This is a genomic window from Lactiplantibacillus sp. YT640 (assembly GCF_049745435.1).
GTDB classification, from domain to species: Bacteria; Bacillota; Bacilli; order Lactobacillales; family Lactobacillaceae; genus Lactiplantibacillus; species Lactiplantibacillus plantarum.
The window spans coordinates 186,666-201,750 of sequence record NZ_JBMNVY010000004.1 but is presented as its reverse complement, the minus strand read 5'-3'; the positions used below and the strand labels follow the sequence as shown (position 1 = coordinate 201,750).

General features: G+C 47.0%; 15 protein-coding genes. 6 read left to right on the top strand and 9 right to left on the bottom strand.

Features of this window, described 5'->3' with window-relative positions:
* The first annotated feature begins 178 nt into the window (after positions 1-178).
* Together ACOV1R_RS05030 and ACOV1R_RS05025 are read left to right on the top strand one after the other, a co-directional pair.
* Positions 179-820 carry a Crp/Fnr family transcriptional regulator gene (locus ACOV1R_RS05030; protein WP_011101408.1) on the top strand — a complete coding sequence of 214 codons (642 nt, stop codon included), beginning with the start codon at positions 179-181 and terminating at the stop codon, positions 818-820.
* A 138-nt stretch (positions 821-958) separates the two neighbouring features.
* Complete coding sequence (locus ACOV1R_RS05025; protein WP_257591840.1) at positions 959-1,081, top strand: hypothetical protein; 123 nt, start codon at positions 959-961, stop codon at positions 1,079-1,081.
* Positions 1,082-1,108: 27 nt separating this feature from the next.
* On the opposite strand, the gene ACOV1R_RS05020 is transcribed toward ACOV1R_RS05025, so the two are convergent.
* On the bottom strand, positions 1,109-1,582 hold the full coding sequence (locus ACOV1R_RS05020) for a TetR/AcrR family transcriptional regulator C-terminal ligand-binding domain-containing protein (protein WP_262336896.1): 474 nt from the start codon (positions 1,580-1,582) through the stop codon (positions 1,109-1,111).
* 153 nt (positions 1,583-1,735) lie between these two features.
* On the opposite strand from ACOV1R_RS05020, the gene ACOV1R_RS05015 reads away from it, so the two are divergent.
* Positions 1,736-3,052, top strand: a complete 1,317-nt coding sequence (locus ACOV1R_RS05015) for an FAD-dependent oxidoreductase (protein WP_003640243.1) — start codon at positions 1,736-1,738, stop codon at positions 3,050-3,052.
* A gap of 301 nt (positions 3,053-3,353) precedes the next feature.
* Here the strand turns inward: ACOV1R_RS05015 and ACOV1R_RS05010 are convergent, their stop codons facing one another.
* From ACOV1R_RS05010 to ACOV1R_RS04990, 5 genes are read right to left on the bottom strand one after another with little or no spacing between them, the layout of a single operon-like run.
* Positions 3,354-6,641 (bottom strand): WxL domain-containing protein, encoded by a 3,288-nt coding sequence (locus ACOV1R_RS05010; protein ID WP_097558137.1) that lies wholly within the window; start codon positions 6,639-6,641, stop codon positions 3,354-3,356.
* A 5-nt stretch (positions 6,642-6,646) separates the two neighbouring features.
* Positions 6,647-7,018, bottom strand: coding sequence for an LPXTG cell wall anchor domain-containing protein (locus tag ACOV1R_RS05005; RefSeq protein ID WP_003645206.1), 372 nt, complete (start codon positions 7,016-7,018; stop codon positions 6,647-6,649).
* 59 nt (positions 7,019-7,077) lie between these two features.
* The gene (locus ACOV1R_RS05000) at positions 7,078-8,124 is read right to left on the bottom strand and encodes a DUF916 and DUF3324 domain-containing protein (RefSeq protein WP_015380230.1); all 1,047 of its coding nucleotides are present in this window, start codon (positions 8,122-8,124) and stop codon (positions 7,078-7,080) included.
* Between the two features lie 9 nt (positions 8,125-8,133).
* The gene (locus tag ACOV1R_RS04995; RefSeq protein WP_003640247.1) at positions 8,134-8,814 is read right to left on the bottom strand and encodes a WxL domain-containing protein; all 681 of its coding nucleotides are present in this window, start codon (positions 8,812-8,814) and stop codon (positions 8,134-8,136) included.
* An 18-nt stretch (positions 8,815-8,832) separates the two neighbouring features.
* The gene (locus ACOV1R_RS04990; protein ID WP_003640248.1) at positions 8,833-9,537 is read right to left on the bottom strand and encodes a WxL domain-containing protein; all 705 of its coding nucleotides are present in this window, start codon (positions 9,535-9,537) and stop codon (positions 8,833-8,835) included.
* 293 nt (positions 9,538-9,830) lie between these two features.
* Here ACOV1R_RS04990 and ACOV1R_RS04985 point away from each other — a divergent pair, with 293 nt between their 5' ends.
* A complete protein-coding gene (locus ACOV1R_RS04985) occupies positions 9,831-10,778 on the top strand; it encodes an ADP-ribosylglycohydrolase family protein (RefSeq protein ID WP_003645205.1) in 948 nt (315 codons plus the stop codon).
* A 203-nt stretch (positions 10,779-10,981) separates the two neighbouring features.
* Here ACOV1R_RS04985 and ACOV1R_RS04980 read toward each other — a convergent pair whose 3' ends face one another.
* The 3 genes from ACOV1R_RS04980 to ACOV1R_RS04970 form a co-directional block, all read right to left on the bottom strand.
* Positions 10,982-11,878, bottom strand: coding sequence for a peptidylprolyl isomerase PrsA (locus ACOV1R_RS04980; RefSeq protein ID WP_003640249.1), 897 nt, complete (start codon positions 11,876-11,878; stop codon positions 10,982-10,984).
* 232 nt (positions 11,879-12,110) lie between these two features.
* Positions 12,111-12,452: a YtxH domain-containing protein gene (locus tag ACOV1R_RS04975; RefSeq protein WP_021357163.1), complete on the bottom strand. Its 342-nt coding sequence runs from the start codon at positions 12,450-12,452 to the stop codon at positions 12,111-12,113.
* A gap of 10 nt (positions 12,453-12,462) precedes the next feature.
* The gene (locus tag ACOV1R_RS04970; protein ID WP_003640251.1) at positions 12,463-12,915 is read right to left on the bottom strand and encodes an HIT family protein; all 453 of its coding nucleotides are present in this window, start codon (positions 12,913-12,915) and stop codon (positions 12,463-12,465) included.
* Between the two features lie 199 nt (positions 12,916-13,114).
* Between ACOV1R_RS04970 and ACOV1R_RS04965 the strand changes: the two genes are divergently transcribed.
* Both ACOV1R_RS04965 and ACOV1R_RS04960 read left to right on the top strand, forming a co-directional pair.
* Positions 13,115-13,852 (top strand): ABC transporter ATP-binding protein, encoded by a 738-nt coding sequence (locus ACOV1R_RS04965; RefSeq protein ID WP_021357164.1) that lies wholly within the window; start codon positions 13,115-13,117, stop codon positions 13,850-13,852.
* Positions 13,845-15,050 (top strand): ABC transporter permease, encoded by a 1,206-nt coding sequence (locus ACOV1R_RS04960; protein ID WP_003645203.1) that lies wholly within the window; start codon positions 13,845-13,847, stop codon positions 15,048-15,050. The genes ACOV1R_RS04965 and ACOV1R_RS04960 overlap by 8 nt, the downstream gene beginning before the upstream one ends.
* The last annotated feature ends 35 nt before the right edge of the window (positions 15,051-15,085 follow it).

Genomic DNA, 15,085 nt, shown 5'->3' with positions numbered 1-15,085 from the left:
ATATTTGGTTGGAATTAGCTACTACCATTGTAAGTGATTGCTTTGGGCTTTTTAATTTCTGTTCGGATTAATTATAGAATTTGCCGTCATGAATAATTCCTCCAGTTCTTCATTATATGGTCAGTATATGCTAGTCTAATCATATGAAAATTGACATAGATCAAGAAAAGGAGAAATTATGCATTCAAAAATGGATTGTGTGAGTCGTTCACCATTATTTTCACCGCTAGCGCCAGCGGTGAAAGCCAAATTAATCACGGTGACCCATCACCGGAAATTTTATCAAAAAGGGCAGTTGATTCGTCAGCCACTCGACCATCAGGAAGGCATGCTCATTTTAGATGAGGGAACGGCTAAAATTTATGCCTTAGCTGCTAATGGTAAGGAGAAAATTATTGAGTTGTTGCGTAGTGGTGATGTCGTCGGACAACACTGGCTATTTGCACCGCATGAGAATCAGGGATTTATTCAAGCCACGAGTGATGCGTGGGTCTGTTCCATTCAATATGATGATTTTCAGCGATTATTAGGTGAATCAGCCAGTTTATCATTAGCAATGATCAATAATTTTGGGAACCAATTGATTGAAGCTGAGAAGAATCAATTGCGACGAGATTTGCTGGATGCTAAAGCGCGTTTGATGGCGTATTTGCGCGATTGTGCCGTTGAATCCGGACAAATCGAATTTGAATTGCCGTTGAAGAAGAAGGAATTGGCGAATATTTTGGGGATTACTCCCGAAACCCTGAGTCGTCAGTTTAAACAATTGGCGGCTGAAGGGCAGATTATCGTCAATAAGCGCCAGATTACAATTTGTTAGACGGGTAAAGGGGGGCGTCGCCTGGTTTTGGCTAGTTAAGGGTGACGCTGGTTCAATATTAAAAATAAAGTCTGATTTCCAACGCAGTATGGGCTAGGAAATCAGACTTTATTTGACTTGTGAGGAAGAGGTTCTTTAATGATGAAAATGCCGGTTAGCAACGCCACTTGCTCGCAATGCCGGCAAAACGACTTGATCAATGAGATTGGTGAGTTGCTGATCAGTGTTCATCGGTTGGTTGATGATGTCGCAGTACCGTAATTGTTGAAACAATACTAATTGTGCGGCTTAGTTAGGCCAAATCTGAAGTTCACCGTGGTTTTGTGCATTCGTCAGAAGTGGCTCGATCAAGGTCAAGTTGGCATGATCAATTTGAGTCACTAACTGCGTGAGATCGCGCTGGTTCTGCGCGTTCAAGGCTGTGGCAAACAATAGCCGAAAATAGCGGAAGGGCCCCGTACTAGTTTGTTGGATAAAGCGTTGCGCTAACAGAATGAGATCGGTACGAAGACTGCCAGTATCTAATGGCGTGGTCGTAAGTGCAATGGGAGTCTTTTGTATTTGATGAATAATAGTATGAAAGATGAGGTCAAAGGTCGAATCCCAGTAGCGATAAAGAACACTGCGGCTGGTAGCGGCCGCAGTGGCTACTCGTGAAAAAGTGACCTGGTCGAGGCCGTATTGACTAAGCAGGGTATAGGTGGTGTCATAAATCGCGTTTTCCAGTCGGTTGCCACGTCGACGTTGATTGAGTTGGGTCACAAAAAGATCTCCTAATTGGTTTTAGAAACAGTTTACTGCTTTTTGTGCCTTAATAATAGTGATTTCCGTAGCCAAACGATTGTTGTAGTTAAAGACAACGTGTATCTTAAATAGCGTTGTTAACAATAATTTAAGTAATCAGAGGCGGAAAATATGGCAAAAATTATTATTGTCGGGGCTGCACATGGCGGCCGCGAAACGGTCAATGGCTTATTAGCAGCTAATACGGATAATGAGATTCATTGGTACGAGCACGGGCAATTCGCGACGGCTTTGGATTGGGCTCCGGCGGATGCTGAAAAAGAGCGGTTGGCCTTGTCCCAGCAGGTGACTCTATTCGACCAAACGACGGTCACAAGAATTACCCCAGCGACCCACACGATTACTGCTCGTAATCAACGGGGGCAATTACAGACTGATCATTACGATCGATTGGTATTGAGCGTTGGATCGTTACCAATCCAGTTACCGATTCCCGGAGCCGAATTATCTGGTGTTCGATCGATTCAAAACCGTGCCAGCATCAATGAGTTAAAATTGGCCGCTAAGTCAGCAGCCATTAAAAACGTGGTCGTGATTGGAGGCGGCTATATTGGGATGAATTTTGCAGCCTTATTTAAACAAACCGGCAAGCAAGTAACTGTTATTGATGTGAACGCTCGGCCATTCAGTCACAATCTTGATTCAGAATTTACGCAAATTTTAGCTGCAGCGAGTGTTGAGAATGGGCTGCAATTAAAGATGGAAGAGCGGGTGACGGCCGTATTAGGTTCAACACACGTGACAGCGGTACAAACGAATCGTGGTCAGTATGCTGCCGACTTAGTCCTTGTCGCAGTCGGCAATCGACCGAATACTGCATGGCTACGGGGAACTTTGGCGCTAGATTCTGAGGGATTAATTGAGACGGATGATTATTTTCAAACAAGTGTTCCAGATATTTACGCGATTGGCGATGCGACTAAAGTTCGGTTTACGCCCACGGGTACTAAAGAGCGGATCACTTTAGGCAGCGCGGCCAGTCATGCCGGTCGGTTATTAGCGCATAACTTGTTAACGGATCAGCGAATTGTGTTTCCCGGCGTTCAGGCAACGTCCGCGCTTAATGCGGCGGGATATTACTTTGCTGCTACGGGCCTAAACACGCAACTAGCTGTCCGTATGCAACAACCGGTGTTAGCAACTTACATCGCGGTTCCCCGATTGGTGGCATCCGCACCAGCTCGATTGAATGCGACCGTTCATTTTAAGTTGTTTTATGATAAAACTCATCGGATACTAGGTGCACAAATAATGTCTACAGCAGAATTAACGGCGGTCATCAATACCGTTTCGCTCGCAATCCAGATGGGAGCAACGCTCGAGCAATTAGCCTATGGTGACTTTTTCTTTCAACCGGGATTAAGCCAGCCGGTGGATGTACTCAGTACGGCTAGTTTACAGGCGTTACAAACTTTAGCCACTAACTAGGTTGATTATTGCCAAGCCCATTATACGGACTTGGCAATTTTAAGTTGATGTGTTGCTTAAGCTCAGTATATGACATGGAAAACTAGTGGTTACTGATGATTAGCTCATTAGGAACTCACAGGAAAAAACCGTCGCGTCATCAATAATGATGGGCAATCCAGCGACGGTCAAATTTAAGTGATGAAATCGACAATTATTGTGGTGGTCTAATGGTGCTTTGAAGTCGCGCTTCCAATTGCTAGAGTTGGGGCCAGTACTTAAGGTGTACGGCCGAGGAGCCTCAGTTTGGCACATTTAATTGTTAGTTCGTCACGTTAGCCGTTAGCGTCCAAGTTACGGTTGTGTTATAGGTTTGGCCCGCTTGGGCGGTGTTGCCAGGAACGGTCAATTGAACTTGGGTGGGTTGCCAGACGTTGGTTGAAAGGTCTTTCCCCACGTTGGCCGTTGCTGGGGCTGCAAAGACGGGTTGTTCGGCGGTTGTGAGATCGACCGCGTAGCTTTTGAGCTGGCCCGTAGCGCGTTCATTATAGGTCTGCCCGGCAGGAATGTGTAACTTCGCGCCGGTGAGTTGGGCGCCACTAGTACTAGTAAAAGGACTGTTCTGGCGGGCGGTGACGGTCCAACCGTGAGTTGCTAACCGATTATCCGAAACTTGGAGCCACTGTTTCGCGACACCGTTGATTGTCTGGGCGGCGTAAGTTTTAGGCTGCATACTTGTTGTGACACTGCCAAAGTTAAATTGGCTGGGCGCGTAGTCTAAACGAAGTTCGCCCGTATTACCGGTCCCAGTGTTTTCGCTCCCACTGGTATTGGTCGTACCAGGGTGCTCGGGCTCAGTTGGTGCTGTCGGGCCGATTGCCGGTGCGACGGTGTATTGGGTAGCGGCGGCAAACGTGGCATCATGATAAGTTGTACTGGTGACCGGATTTTCGTTCCCCGCACTATCTTTCACAAAAATCTGAATGACGTCGTTAGCTTTTAATTTAGTGGCTGGCATCGCAAGGGACCAACTCCCATCACTGGCAGCGGTTGCTGTGATGGCATTGCCGTTGCTATCAGCTGCGGAGGTCCCGTTAACCGTGTAACGAAGTGTGTTACCAGCCGTCGTCGTGGAACCGCTGGCAATCGTTTTTTGGTCGGCAACGATTTTTCCATCTTTAACGGTTACCGGCGTCGGTGGCGTCTTATCTTGGACGGTTATGGTGACAGGATCTGAAGTATAGGTGGTCGTTGCTTGAGCTGTCATAGTCGTGCCGGCCGTTGGAAAATGATCTAAGGTGAAATTAACGTAACCGCTGCTGTCAGTCGTACCACTTTGCGTTGCGCCTTGATCATCTGTTAACTTGACGGTTGCCGTGCCCGTTCCAGCGTAAATCGGCGTTTGTGTGCCATTCGATTCTGTATAACCGGTGATAACGCGAACGCGGACCTTCTTGTCGGCATTGGTGACGAGCTGGGCGTTCAAGTCACTCGTATACGGTGAGCTGAATTGCACAGTCGGTAATGAGAGGGTGTTCGCAATTCGGCGCGCAGCCGAGAAGGTGAGTAGTCCCGGTAAGACGCTACCGCTGTTGGTAATCAGGACCCCGTTCTGTTCGATGGCGGTGATCCCTTGATAGGTCACACTGGCGCTCAACAGGTTCAATAAGGACAATGACCACATACTCAGGTTACTGTTCGTGATTTTGAAACTTTTAATGGTCGTCTCGACGATTGACCCCGTTTGAACGAGAAGCGCAAAGTCCGTATTTTTAATGTCGTAGGCCTTAGGGGAATCTAGCAAGACGCTCAAACCGGACATGTAGCCACCAAAAATAGGGGCTGAGCCACTACTAGTGATATACAACTCGCCACCCGTCACGGTAAACGTACTGTTGTTGCCAAGCGGAATCAACGGGGTAACGTAGTAGAGCGCATTACTACTAGTTGTGGCTAAGTTCTCAAACGTGACCTTACTGCCAGCGTTGGCGGTAAACGTGTTTGCTGTTTCTGCCCGATAGACGTTACCGTACATCTTGGCGGTTAGGATAGCGTTGGTACCCACCGTGACGGCATCATACTGGTCATAGAAAATACCCCGAGTCGCGTCTGATGCGCTACCTAGCAAGTTAACATTAGCAGCGCTACCAATAGTGACTTTACGGTCTCCAGTCCCAACTGTACTAGTTGCCGTGAAGTTGAAGAAAGCTTTGTTGGCGGCACTGTTATTCGCCTTGCGACCGATGTAGGTACTGCTGGCGGCAAAGGTCATTCCACCAGTAATCATGTTTTCAGCGACGGTTGTTGCGGTGACTGCGCCACTGACATTGACTTGATTACCAGGAGCGTTGACGAGGCGGTAAACGTCGCTGGTAGTGATTAAATCGGTCACTGTAATTGTCCAACGAGCTCCACCAGCATTAGCCCCACCATCGGTCCCACTTTGAATGATTCCGGCGGCGCCACCACTACTTGTTCCACTCGCAATTGCGCCACGAATACTACTGAAGTTTTTTACTGTCATTGTCTGGGCCGTGGTTGTGGAACCCAATGTGAAGTTACCGATGCCGAGATCAAGGCTGTGATTTTGCCCGTCGATGGTCAGGCTGGTGGTACGAGTGCCTAATTCTGTAGCACTTGTTGACGTGTGGGTAATGTTGGCCCCCAATTTAATCGTCGTGACGGCGGTATTGGTATACGCTGATTTTAAATCATCATAAGTTGAGACGGTCGTGCTACCATCTGGATTGACCACGATTGCTGCGGTCGTGATATCATTAGCGGCTTTGGTGGCAGTCGCTTTAGTCGCTTTCGGTGTCCGTTCTACTTCCGAATCAGCCTGCGCTGTGCGACTAGTAGCAGTGTCGTTGTCAGCAGTCGGGTCCGATGTCGCGGTGGTACTAGACGACTGTTCGGACGATTTGCTTGTGGCATTGTAGTCATCACGTTTCGTGGTAGCCGCTTGTGTTGCTGTTGCTGACGAATCGTCAGTGGTCGGGGCTTGACTGGCCGAAGAGGTGCTTTCGGCATCATTGCTGACCTCACGTGCTGATTCAGTGCCGGCTTCTTCAGGAGGTGAGTCGACTGCGGAGCCCGCGGCCACGGTGAAAGTTATTGGTTCAGCGGTCATGGTGTGGGTCGTCGGTTTTTCACTACTGGCGACAGCTGAAGCGGTAGTGGTCGCTAATGCTGGCCCAGTAATCAGTGCTTCCGCGGTCACTTTGTAGGTTTTCGCTTCACTGGCACTCAATACCAAATCGAACGTGGTACTGGCTGTCGGATCAGATGGCGTCAAAGTTAGTTTCCGGTTGTCAGCATCAAAATCCAGCTCAGCGAGGCTCGCTCTGTTGGCTTGCCGGGTTTTAGTTTGGTCAACGGTGAGGGCCTCAGGAATAGCGACCATGACTTGGTGTTCCTGGGAACCTTGTACGGCCAACTGAAGTGTAAAAGGTTGCCCAATCACTAATTCCGTGGGTGGTTCCTCGAATTTGATTGGTGTGGTCGTGGTGGTCGCTGTCGCATAAATGGCACCGCCGTTGACAACGAGTAGACTCATTAAGAGAACGAGTAACCCGAGCCAAGCCGTTATTAATCTTCGTGGTCGTTGCAAATTGCTCACTCCCTTCGGCGTTGCATGAGCCACACGAGCCAACCGGCTAAGACAGCTGTCAACAGACCTAACCAGACTAACAGTTGGCGGGCTTCATTCGTTTGTGGTAGCACTGATTGATCTGGACGTATTGCCGCGGATGATGGTGTCTGAGTCGAAGCCTGTTGATTAGCAGTGGCGATGATGTTGGGCACCGCTAGATATTGATAGGGACGGGGGTGCTGGAAGTTTGTCAGGTCCGTCCCGGCTTGCCAGTCGGTCAATGTCACACTAGTGTCAGTTGGGGTAGCCGCTAGGGCATCGGGACTCCGACAGCCACCAGCGAGGGCTAGTCCAAGGCTTAATGATAGTAAAACTAGCCGCCTGAATTTAGCCATAACGATAACCTCCTTGTTTGAGTACCAAGTTAGAAGATAATCTAAAATTAACTGCTTATTTAGGTTCTGCGATTGTGTCGTTTCATAATTAGATAAACGATTCCGGCGGATAAGCCAGCAATTACAATGACGATTAGGACGTACCACCAGATACTGATGGGGGCGGCCGGGTCATTCTTGGCTTTTTGATTATTTTGACGTGCTTGTTCAGTCGTAATCTTAAAGTCCCGGGACCAATGCCAAGTTTTTTTGGCCCATTTGGAGTCGTTAGTCGTTGCGGTGACGGATAAGGTATAATCACCCGCCCGCATGACTTGATCGTCTAAAAAAGTGGGGTAAGTGAAGTTCGAATTGGGGGCCATGATCAAGTTGTCGCTACTGTTCTGATAGAGTACCTTGGAACTGCCTTTTCTCGTGACCTTAGTGGTCAGTTTTAATTGCGAGACCACTGCTGGTTCTGGGTTCCGAATGGTCGCGAGCACGACTTTGCGATAGTTGCGTAATCCGGGAGTGACCGTCCCCAAAGTCAACTTAGGCTGTGCAATTTCTTTGGCCGTCAGTTTAACCGCTAACGCATAACTATATTTTTGGTTAATATTGACGCCCTTGGATGCTTTTTTCGCGCCTTGCCCCATTTTTTCGAAGTACCATGAGCCTAAGATTACCCCGGTATCGAATCCTTTGGGAATGTTGATTGTGGCGCTGACGACCCGGTTACTTTTGGCGGGGACCGTGACTTTATCGGAACCGGCTGCCAAAGTCGCAATTTGATCAAAACGATATTTTAAGCTGGCATCGTATCGTTTGGCTGTTTGGGTGTAAGCGATTTGGCCTGAATCATTCGTAAATGTCGTGAGTAGCTGGGTCTTGACCGTAATTGATTGGTCAGTCGGGTTATAGACCCGCGCCTGAATTTTACGAGTGGTGCCCGCCTTGGCCTTAAGGTCGAAAAACGGACTGCTAGCATCGACTTCTTGGCCGGGACTGATTCTGTTAACACTATATTGAACTTCGGCATTGGTAGCGGTGGCCTGGACGCTTGGTGAGGTCCAACTCATGAAAACCAAGCCACCAATTACGCCGAATAAGCACATCAATTTTTTCATGATTACCTCCTAGTTAGTGGTAGCGGCGACTAACGTCCAAACTAAGTTGTTCGTGTAGTTACCGACTTGGGCTGTCAGCTTGGGGATTGAAAGGGTCACGGCACCCGCGTTCCAAGTGTTTGTGGAAGTGGCTTTACCAACACCCGCCCGGTTGGGAGCACTGAAAACGACTTGGTCAGCGGTGGTGACGCTTACACTGGGGGCAACAACTAAATTGGAATCGGCTACTGAGGCGGGCTCGTTTAGCGAATTACGCGCAGTTCCTTGGGGTAGGTGAATCACCGCACCAGTCAGCACGTGATTATTACTAGCGTTAGTTAACGTCCGGTCTTGCTTAACGTTGACTTGCCAGCCGTTGGCAGTGGTGCGTTTGTCCGAGACTTGTAGATATTGATTGTAGTTGCCAATTGCAGTGTAAGTTTTGGCTGCGTTGGACGTAGTGACGGTACCAAAGTCGATAGTTTTTGGGGCTACATCGAGGGTCAATGTTCCGGTATTGTTAGTTGCCGGATTATTCGGATCGGTGGTTGTCAACGGGACGTTGGGACTAGTGGGATCAACTGGGGCCGTGGCACTAGTATCATCTTGAAAAGTCACGGTACCATTAGTCGTTGCCCCGAGAGCCGTCAAACTGGTTGCCATTAACCCTAAAATCGCTAACCCCGTACTAAGACAAAAGCGGTTAAACATGGCAATCCCTCCTTATGGTTAGCTAGGGGTAGCAGCGGTCAAGGTCCATGTCAAAGTGTTGCTGTAGGCTCCTGGTTTGGCCGTGTTTTTGGGAATCGTCAAAGTGACATCACTTGGATCCCAAACTTTAACCGAAGTGCCTTTACCAGCGCCGGTAGTGGCCGTTGTATTAAAAACGGTCACGGCACCACTCGTATTGGTAACATCGGCAGCTGTAGTCGTTAGGTTGGTATCGACCGCCGTAGGGTCAGTTGCCAGACTATTACGTGCAATCCCAGCTGGTACGTGGATGGTGGTACCGGTCAAAACATGCGGTGAACTTCCACTAGTTTCGGTTAAATCTTGATCTTGCTCGACGGTTACGGTCCAACCCTGTTCATCGGTCCCACGGTTATCGGTGACCTGTAAATATTGTTGCCCATTAGTGGTCGTCGTGGCCTTATAAGTGTGTTCGGCGGCATAAGTTTGAACGGAGCCGAAGTCGAAAGTTCGAGGAGCCACGTCTAATGTTAGAGCACCAGTATTACCAGTAGCTGGATTGTCTGGATCTTCTGGAACTTGTGGATTGGCCGGGTTAGTGGGATCTACTGGGATAGTTGGTCCAGTATTTTCTGTCAATTCCAAATTAGTAGTTGTGTTCGCAGTTGAATCGGCGGTTGCCATGACGGCGGGCATTCCTAGTAAGCTTAACAACATGGTCGCGGTAAGCACTGTTTTTTTCATGATGGATCGCTCCTTTTTGGTTGTCCGTGCCTGCGGTGATCAACAAATGTTTGGTAACGATAATCAACTCCTGGCCAGAAGATTGTCTTGCGTTTATCGTTGCTATAGGGCTAGCATAATCTATTAGGTTGCGGCTATTTTTATGCATATATTTTGATGAATATTGATTAGTATTAGCTTATCAATCAGGCCACGATGATGTAGGACAGTGTTGATGTGCCAGCACTAGGTGTAATGGCGTATAATTAAGTCATATGAATAAATAAAGAATCGGTTAACTAACGGGAGGAGTGATGGGCGTGCGCCGAGCGGAAATTATCAATGGCTTACGATGGTCAGTAGTAGCGGACGCATTAGGGTTGCCCGCGGAAAATCGTCAACGGGGAACTTATCCGTTAATTACGGAAATGGTCGCAAGTGACTTTTGGAAACAGCCAGCAGGGAGCTGGTCTGATGACACATCGATGAGTTTAGGATTGATTGAGAATTTGGTTAGCGGTGGTGATTATGATGATCTCATGTCCCGATTTGAGAACTATATGCGCTTTGGAACGAACACGCCGCGTGGTGAACTGTTTGACATTGGTCGGACTTGTGCTCATGCAATTCGGAATTATGCCATCAATCAGTTTCCGGCCCGCCAATGCGGTGATCCTTCGGTGCATGCGAATGGCAACGGCGCGCTGATGTACTTAGCGCCGTTAGCGGTGGCTCTGCAGAATGACACAAGCGTCGCACATCGACTGACGATAACTAGAAATTACACGATGTTGACACATGGTCATGCTCGTTCAGTTGTGGCGAGTCTAATTTATTTGGAAGTGTTGCATGCGCTTCATCAGGGACAAGCGTTGCCTGCTGCACTGGTATCGGTGCATGAATTGCTAATCAGTACAATCAAGGATATGACACTTTTAGGTGAACTGAGCACATATGGCGCGTTATTTTCACCAGACTTCGCCCAAACAAAAGCCGGAGTCATTCGGACTAGCGGTTACGTTGTGGATACCCTGTTGGCCGCATGCTGGTTAGCTTTAAACTACCAGACGCCACGGGAAGCGGTGTTAGCGGCTGTTAACTTTGGCGGCGATACGGATACGATTGCCACGATTACCGCGGCCTTAACTGCTGCTTGGCATCCTGATATTACAGTGGATACGAAGTGGTGGCAACAAACCTTAAATCATAAACTGCTCAATGCCCATTTTGAGGTATTTACTGCTAAATTTGCGAGCAGCTAGCTGACGGTTAGTCTTTCGGCGTGAATTGTTTGGATGTGATTAAGTAGCTTGGGAGGCGTTCCCGGGATATATTTATCGGTGGCCTGGTGCAAAGCGCTCACGAATAACGTTAGTCGTTTTCAAAAAACAAGCGTTTAAAATCATGATTCCACACAAAAAGCCACCCTGACATGTTAAACGTCAGGGTGGCTTAATTAATTTAATTAGTTAGAGCTTGATGAAGATGAGGTTGAAAGGTATGACGATAAGATATCCTTCAAATCGTTATCCTTGATTGAAACGTTCCCACCCTTAAGCACTTTAGAAACAACGTTTTGTAAGACAGTGGAGTCGCTCATATCATTGTCCCAAATTTGTTTCTTCAAATCAGCGGTGTGATCAGACATCTTACCCTTACCAGGGTTCTTGATCATCCGGATGATTTCATAACCGTTGCTGGTCTTAACAGCGGAAGTCGTGTATTCACCGTTCTTCAGCTTGAAAGCAGCCGTTAAGAATTTAGATGAGTAGCTCGTGTTAGTGTTATCAAAGGCTGATAACTTACCACCATCATTCTTAGTCGTTGTATCAGTTGAATACTTCTTGGCTAACTTCGTAAAGTTGGCTTGGCTAGAATCCTTCTTCAAAGCGTCTAAGACTTTGTCAGCAGTTGCTGATTTGGCAACTAGGATATGTTGAACCGTGACTTTAGGTTCGTAAGACTTCCATTGCTTCTTCAAAGCTTTATCAGTAATCTTGACCTTGTCTTTAACGGCTTCCTTCAATAATAAGTTAGAACGTAATTGTTCCTTGAAGGTCTTGGTCGTCAAACCATTTTGCGATAAGACGGTTGAGAAAGAACTACCATATTGTGACTTGTAAGTATTATATTGCTTCGTCACTTGCTTAGTCGAAACTTTTGAGCCATAATCCTTTTCGAGCACCTTATTCAGGATCATTTGTTGCAAGACTTGCTTACCTGAAGAGGTTCCCTTCATACTACTGTAATATTGGCTTTCGGTAATCTTACCACCGGAAGTTGATGCAACGGTCTTGCTACCACAACCAGCTAAGGTGAAGGTTAGTAAGACACCAGCAAGGGCAATGAGCCATTTCTTCATTCCTAAAACACATCCTATTCTTGAAATCGTTCTGCGTTAGCAGACTTCAACGACTACTATACCATATCTATTAAAGCTTCTGCATGCATATGGAAATCTTTACAAAATTTTCAGAGATTTCACAGCCTCTTCATAAATTCTACCTAATGCGTCAGTGAATTTAAACGAAATCAGCTTGTTAAGATAGCAAACAAAAAAATCGTGGGCCTAATGCGACCTCACGATTACTTGCTCAGTCGGTTGTCTTGGTTAAATGGTCTAAGGTGTCTTGTAAGTGATCCGCACGTTTTTTCATGATGGCTACGTGGGGTTCAATCTTAAATTGAAATTTATCCAATTCAGTCTGAATGTCATCAAAAACTTCCGCAGCGTGGGCCATTTGAACACTGAGATTGCTCTGGGCATCGCTAAACTCTTCACGTGCGTCTTGTAAGTTATCAGCAGCATCTAAAATGTCTTGCACGTAACTTTTGATGTCTGTGTAGAGTGCTTTAGGTGTTTTCTGATTGATCAACATGTAGGTCGCAGCACTGAGACCCAGACCGATCAGGCTGTTACGAATAAACTTTGCCATGGGAGACCTCCTAATTAGCTAATTCAGTTTTAATGGCGTTCTGTAAGCGAGTGTAGTCGGTTTCGTCATATTTTTTGGCGTTGTCCTTAAAGATCATCCGAAAATCATCTTTATCGCTGTAGCGGGGGATGAGGTGAAAATGGGAGTGGAAGACGGACTGATAAGCGACCGCACCATTATTGTTAACGATATTCATGCCAATGATATTCTCGTCAGTTGCTTTGATAGCGCGGGCGATTTCAGGAATCCGCGCAAACACGATGCTGGCAAGATCACGATCGTAACCGAAAATATCGGCAACGTGCGTCTTCGGTACGACTAAGGTGTGACCAGGAGTACCTTGCGAGATGTCAAGAAAGGCTTTGACCATGTCGTCTTCATAAACGGTATAGCTCGGAATATCGCCCTTAATTATTTTACAAAAGATACAATCGTCATCGAGTTTTGGTTCAAAAGCTGTCATGTGATAACCTTCTTTATTTATTAGTTGGGTTCATTATACACTATCGATGTTGCGGCAATCAAAACTAGGTAGCTTGATTGACGACAAATTACTGAAGTTTCGGTAAAGTCGGGGATCAATGAGCCAACCAAATAGAGGGTGTCGTGATGGCTATGCTATAATGGGAGCACTTATACCAACACAGAAAGAGGTTAACGTTATGACATTAGCGGTACAACACTTAGTTGGTGGGTATTCGCAAATTCCCGTCTTAAAAGATATTAGTTTTCAAGTTGAGCCCGGTGAATTAGTGGGCTTGATCGGACTTAACGGGGCCGGTAAGTCAACGACCATTAATCATATTATCGGTTTGTTGACGCCCATGAAAGGATCAATTGCGCTCAATGGCGTGACATTAGCACAAGATCCTCAAAGCTATAAAAGCCAAATTGCGTACATTCCAGAAACACCTATCTTATATGAAGAGTTAACATTAAAAGAACATCTAGAAATGACGATGCTGGCGTATGGTTTAGACCAAGAACAGGCTTGGCAACAGGCTCATGACTTATTGAAAACTTTCCGATTGGCTAACAAGTTGGATTGGTTCCCCGCGAACTTCTCAAAGGGAATGAAACAGAAAGTCATGATTGTTTGTGCGTTCATCACTAACGCTAAGTTGTTCATTATTGATGAGCCTTTCTTAGGACTGGATCCTTTGGCGGTGCACGACTTGTTGGCATTGATTGCGACAGTCAAAGCACAGGGAGCCGCTGTCCTTATGTCGACGCACGTTTTGGACACGGCTGAAAAAGCTTGTGATAAGTTTGTATTATTGCATGCTGGTGAAGTACAGACACAGGGGACTTTTGCTGAAATCAAAGCGAATTATCCGGATGCGGGTGAGTCGTTAAACGATATTTATCTTTCATTGACCGGGGTGACCCGTGATGAATGAGTTATTTCAAACGCGGTTGCAGCGGCATCTGCGTCGGATGCTGCGCTACCTAAGATTGGTGTTCAATGATCACTTTGTCATTGCATTGATGTTTTTTGTCGGCGGACTCGGGCTGGCTTATTCCAATTGGCTCAAGACGCTTGGCCCTCAGCAGACGTGGATCGTCTGGGTGCTCGGTCTCTTATTATGGGCGGGCCTAAGTGTCAGTCATATCGCAACGTTATTAGAACCGGCCGATACCGTTTTCCTGTTACCACGTGAACGAGATGTGCATGCGTACTTCGTGAAAGCGTGGCGCTACAGTTGGTGGTTGGCGCAAGCAGTCCAAGTGATTTTTGTTGGCTTGACCGTGCCGTTGCTCATGATCGTTGATCAGATGACGGGCTGGTCGTTGCTGGCGTTACTCATCACCCAGTTGGCGTTAAAGGATGCCCAGTTAACGCTGAGCGTGACGCATCTCTATCAAGTGAAGCCAAGCATGAAGCGGTGGTTGCGCCCCCTGAACTGGGCCGGCGCGTTCGTCACGTTGGCAGTGGGACTACTAGTGACGCCGTGGTTGAGTGCCGTAATGGCTATCGCGATTGCGGTGGGACAACGTTATTTGCACCAACGAATTTGGTCGACCACGGTGATTGCTTGGCGTGACGACATCAAAGCCGAAGCCAACCGTATGTTAGGGATTTATCGATTCTTTAATTTATTTACGGATGTACCAATGGTGCAAGGCAGTGTCAAACGTCGTCGGTACCTGGATTGGTTACTACGGTGGTTACCTAAGGACCAGCAGCATGCGTTTGGCTACCTATATACACGTGGCATGTTGCGCGGCACGGAATTTAGCGGGTTAGTGGTTCGTTTGACAGTTATTGGTGCGGTGCTACTGTACTTTAGTGGGCACGGTTGGTTAGCGATGGCGTTGGACGCCTTATTTATTTACTTGATTGGGTTTCAATTGTTGCCGTTTTACAAGCAATACGATAATATAGTTTTTACGCACATTTATCCGCTGGCAACTAAACAGCGGGTGAAAAACTTTCAGCGGTTATTGCGAAACGTGTTAAGTTTGACGGGATTAATCTTTTTAGTTGCGTTCTGGTTAAGCAACGCACCGTTAGCTCAAGTTGGGATTTTGCTCATCATTAACGTGATTGAAATCTATCTCTTAGTTACTTGGTATTTAAAATTAAGATTAGCTTAAAACCTTGATGTATCAAGGGTTAAAAAGGACTTGAC

Bases quoted from the DNA above. Each gene is read 5' to 3' on its own strand.
- ACOV1R_RS05030 (WP_011101408.1), top strand. From the start codon at position 179: ATGCATTCAAAAATGGATTGTGTGAGTCGTTCACCATTATTTTCACCG.
- ACOV1R_RS05025 (WP_257591840.1), top strand. From the start codon at position 959: ATGATGAAAATGCCGGTTAGCAACGCCACTTGCTCGCAATGCCGGCAA.
- ACOV1R_RS05015 (WP_003640243.1), top strand. From the start codon at position 1,736: ATGGCAAAAATTATTATTGTCGGGGCTGCACATGGCGGCCGCGAAACG.
- ACOV1R_RS05005 (WP_003645206.1), bottom strand. From the start codon at position 7,018: ATGGCTAAATTCAGGCGGCTAGTTTTACTATCATTAAGCCTTGGACTA.
- ACOV1R_RS05000 (WP_015380230.1), bottom strand. From the start codon at position 8,124: ATGAAAAAATTGATGTGCTTATTCGGCGTAATTGGTGGCTTGGTTTTC.
- ACOV1R_RS04995 (WP_003640247.1), bottom strand. From the start codon at position 8,814: ATGTTTAACCGCTTTTGTCTTAGTACGGGGTTAGCGATTTTAGGGTTA.
- ACOV1R_RS04990 (WP_003640248.1), bottom strand. From the start codon at position 9,537: ATGAAAAAAACAGTGCTTACCGCGACCATGTTGTTAAGCTTACTAGGA.
- ACOV1R_RS04985 (WP_003645205.1), top strand. From the start codon at position 9,831: ATGGGCGTGCGCCGAGCGGAAATTATCAATGGCTTACGATGGTCAGTA.
- ACOV1R_RS04980 (WP_003640249.1), bottom strand. From the start codon at position 11,878: ATGAAGAAATGGCTCATTGCCCTTGCTGGTGTCTTACTAACCTTCACC.
- ACOV1R_RS04975 (WP_021357163.1), bottom strand. From the start codon at position 12,452: ATGGCAAAGTTTATTCGTAACAGCCTGATCGGTCTGGGTCTCAGTGCT.
- ACOV1R_RS04970 (WP_003640251.1), bottom strand. From the start codon at position 12,915: ATGACAGCTTTTGAACCAAAACTCGATGACGATTGTATCTTTTGTAAA.
- ACOV1R_RS04965 (WP_021357164.1), top strand. From the start codon at position 13,115: ATGACATTAGCGGTACAACACTTAGTTGGTGGGTATTCGCAAATTCCC.
- ACOV1R_RS04960 (WP_003645203.1), top strand. From the start codon at position 13,845: ATGAATGAGTTATTTCAAACGCGGTTGCAGCGGCATCTGCGTCGGATG.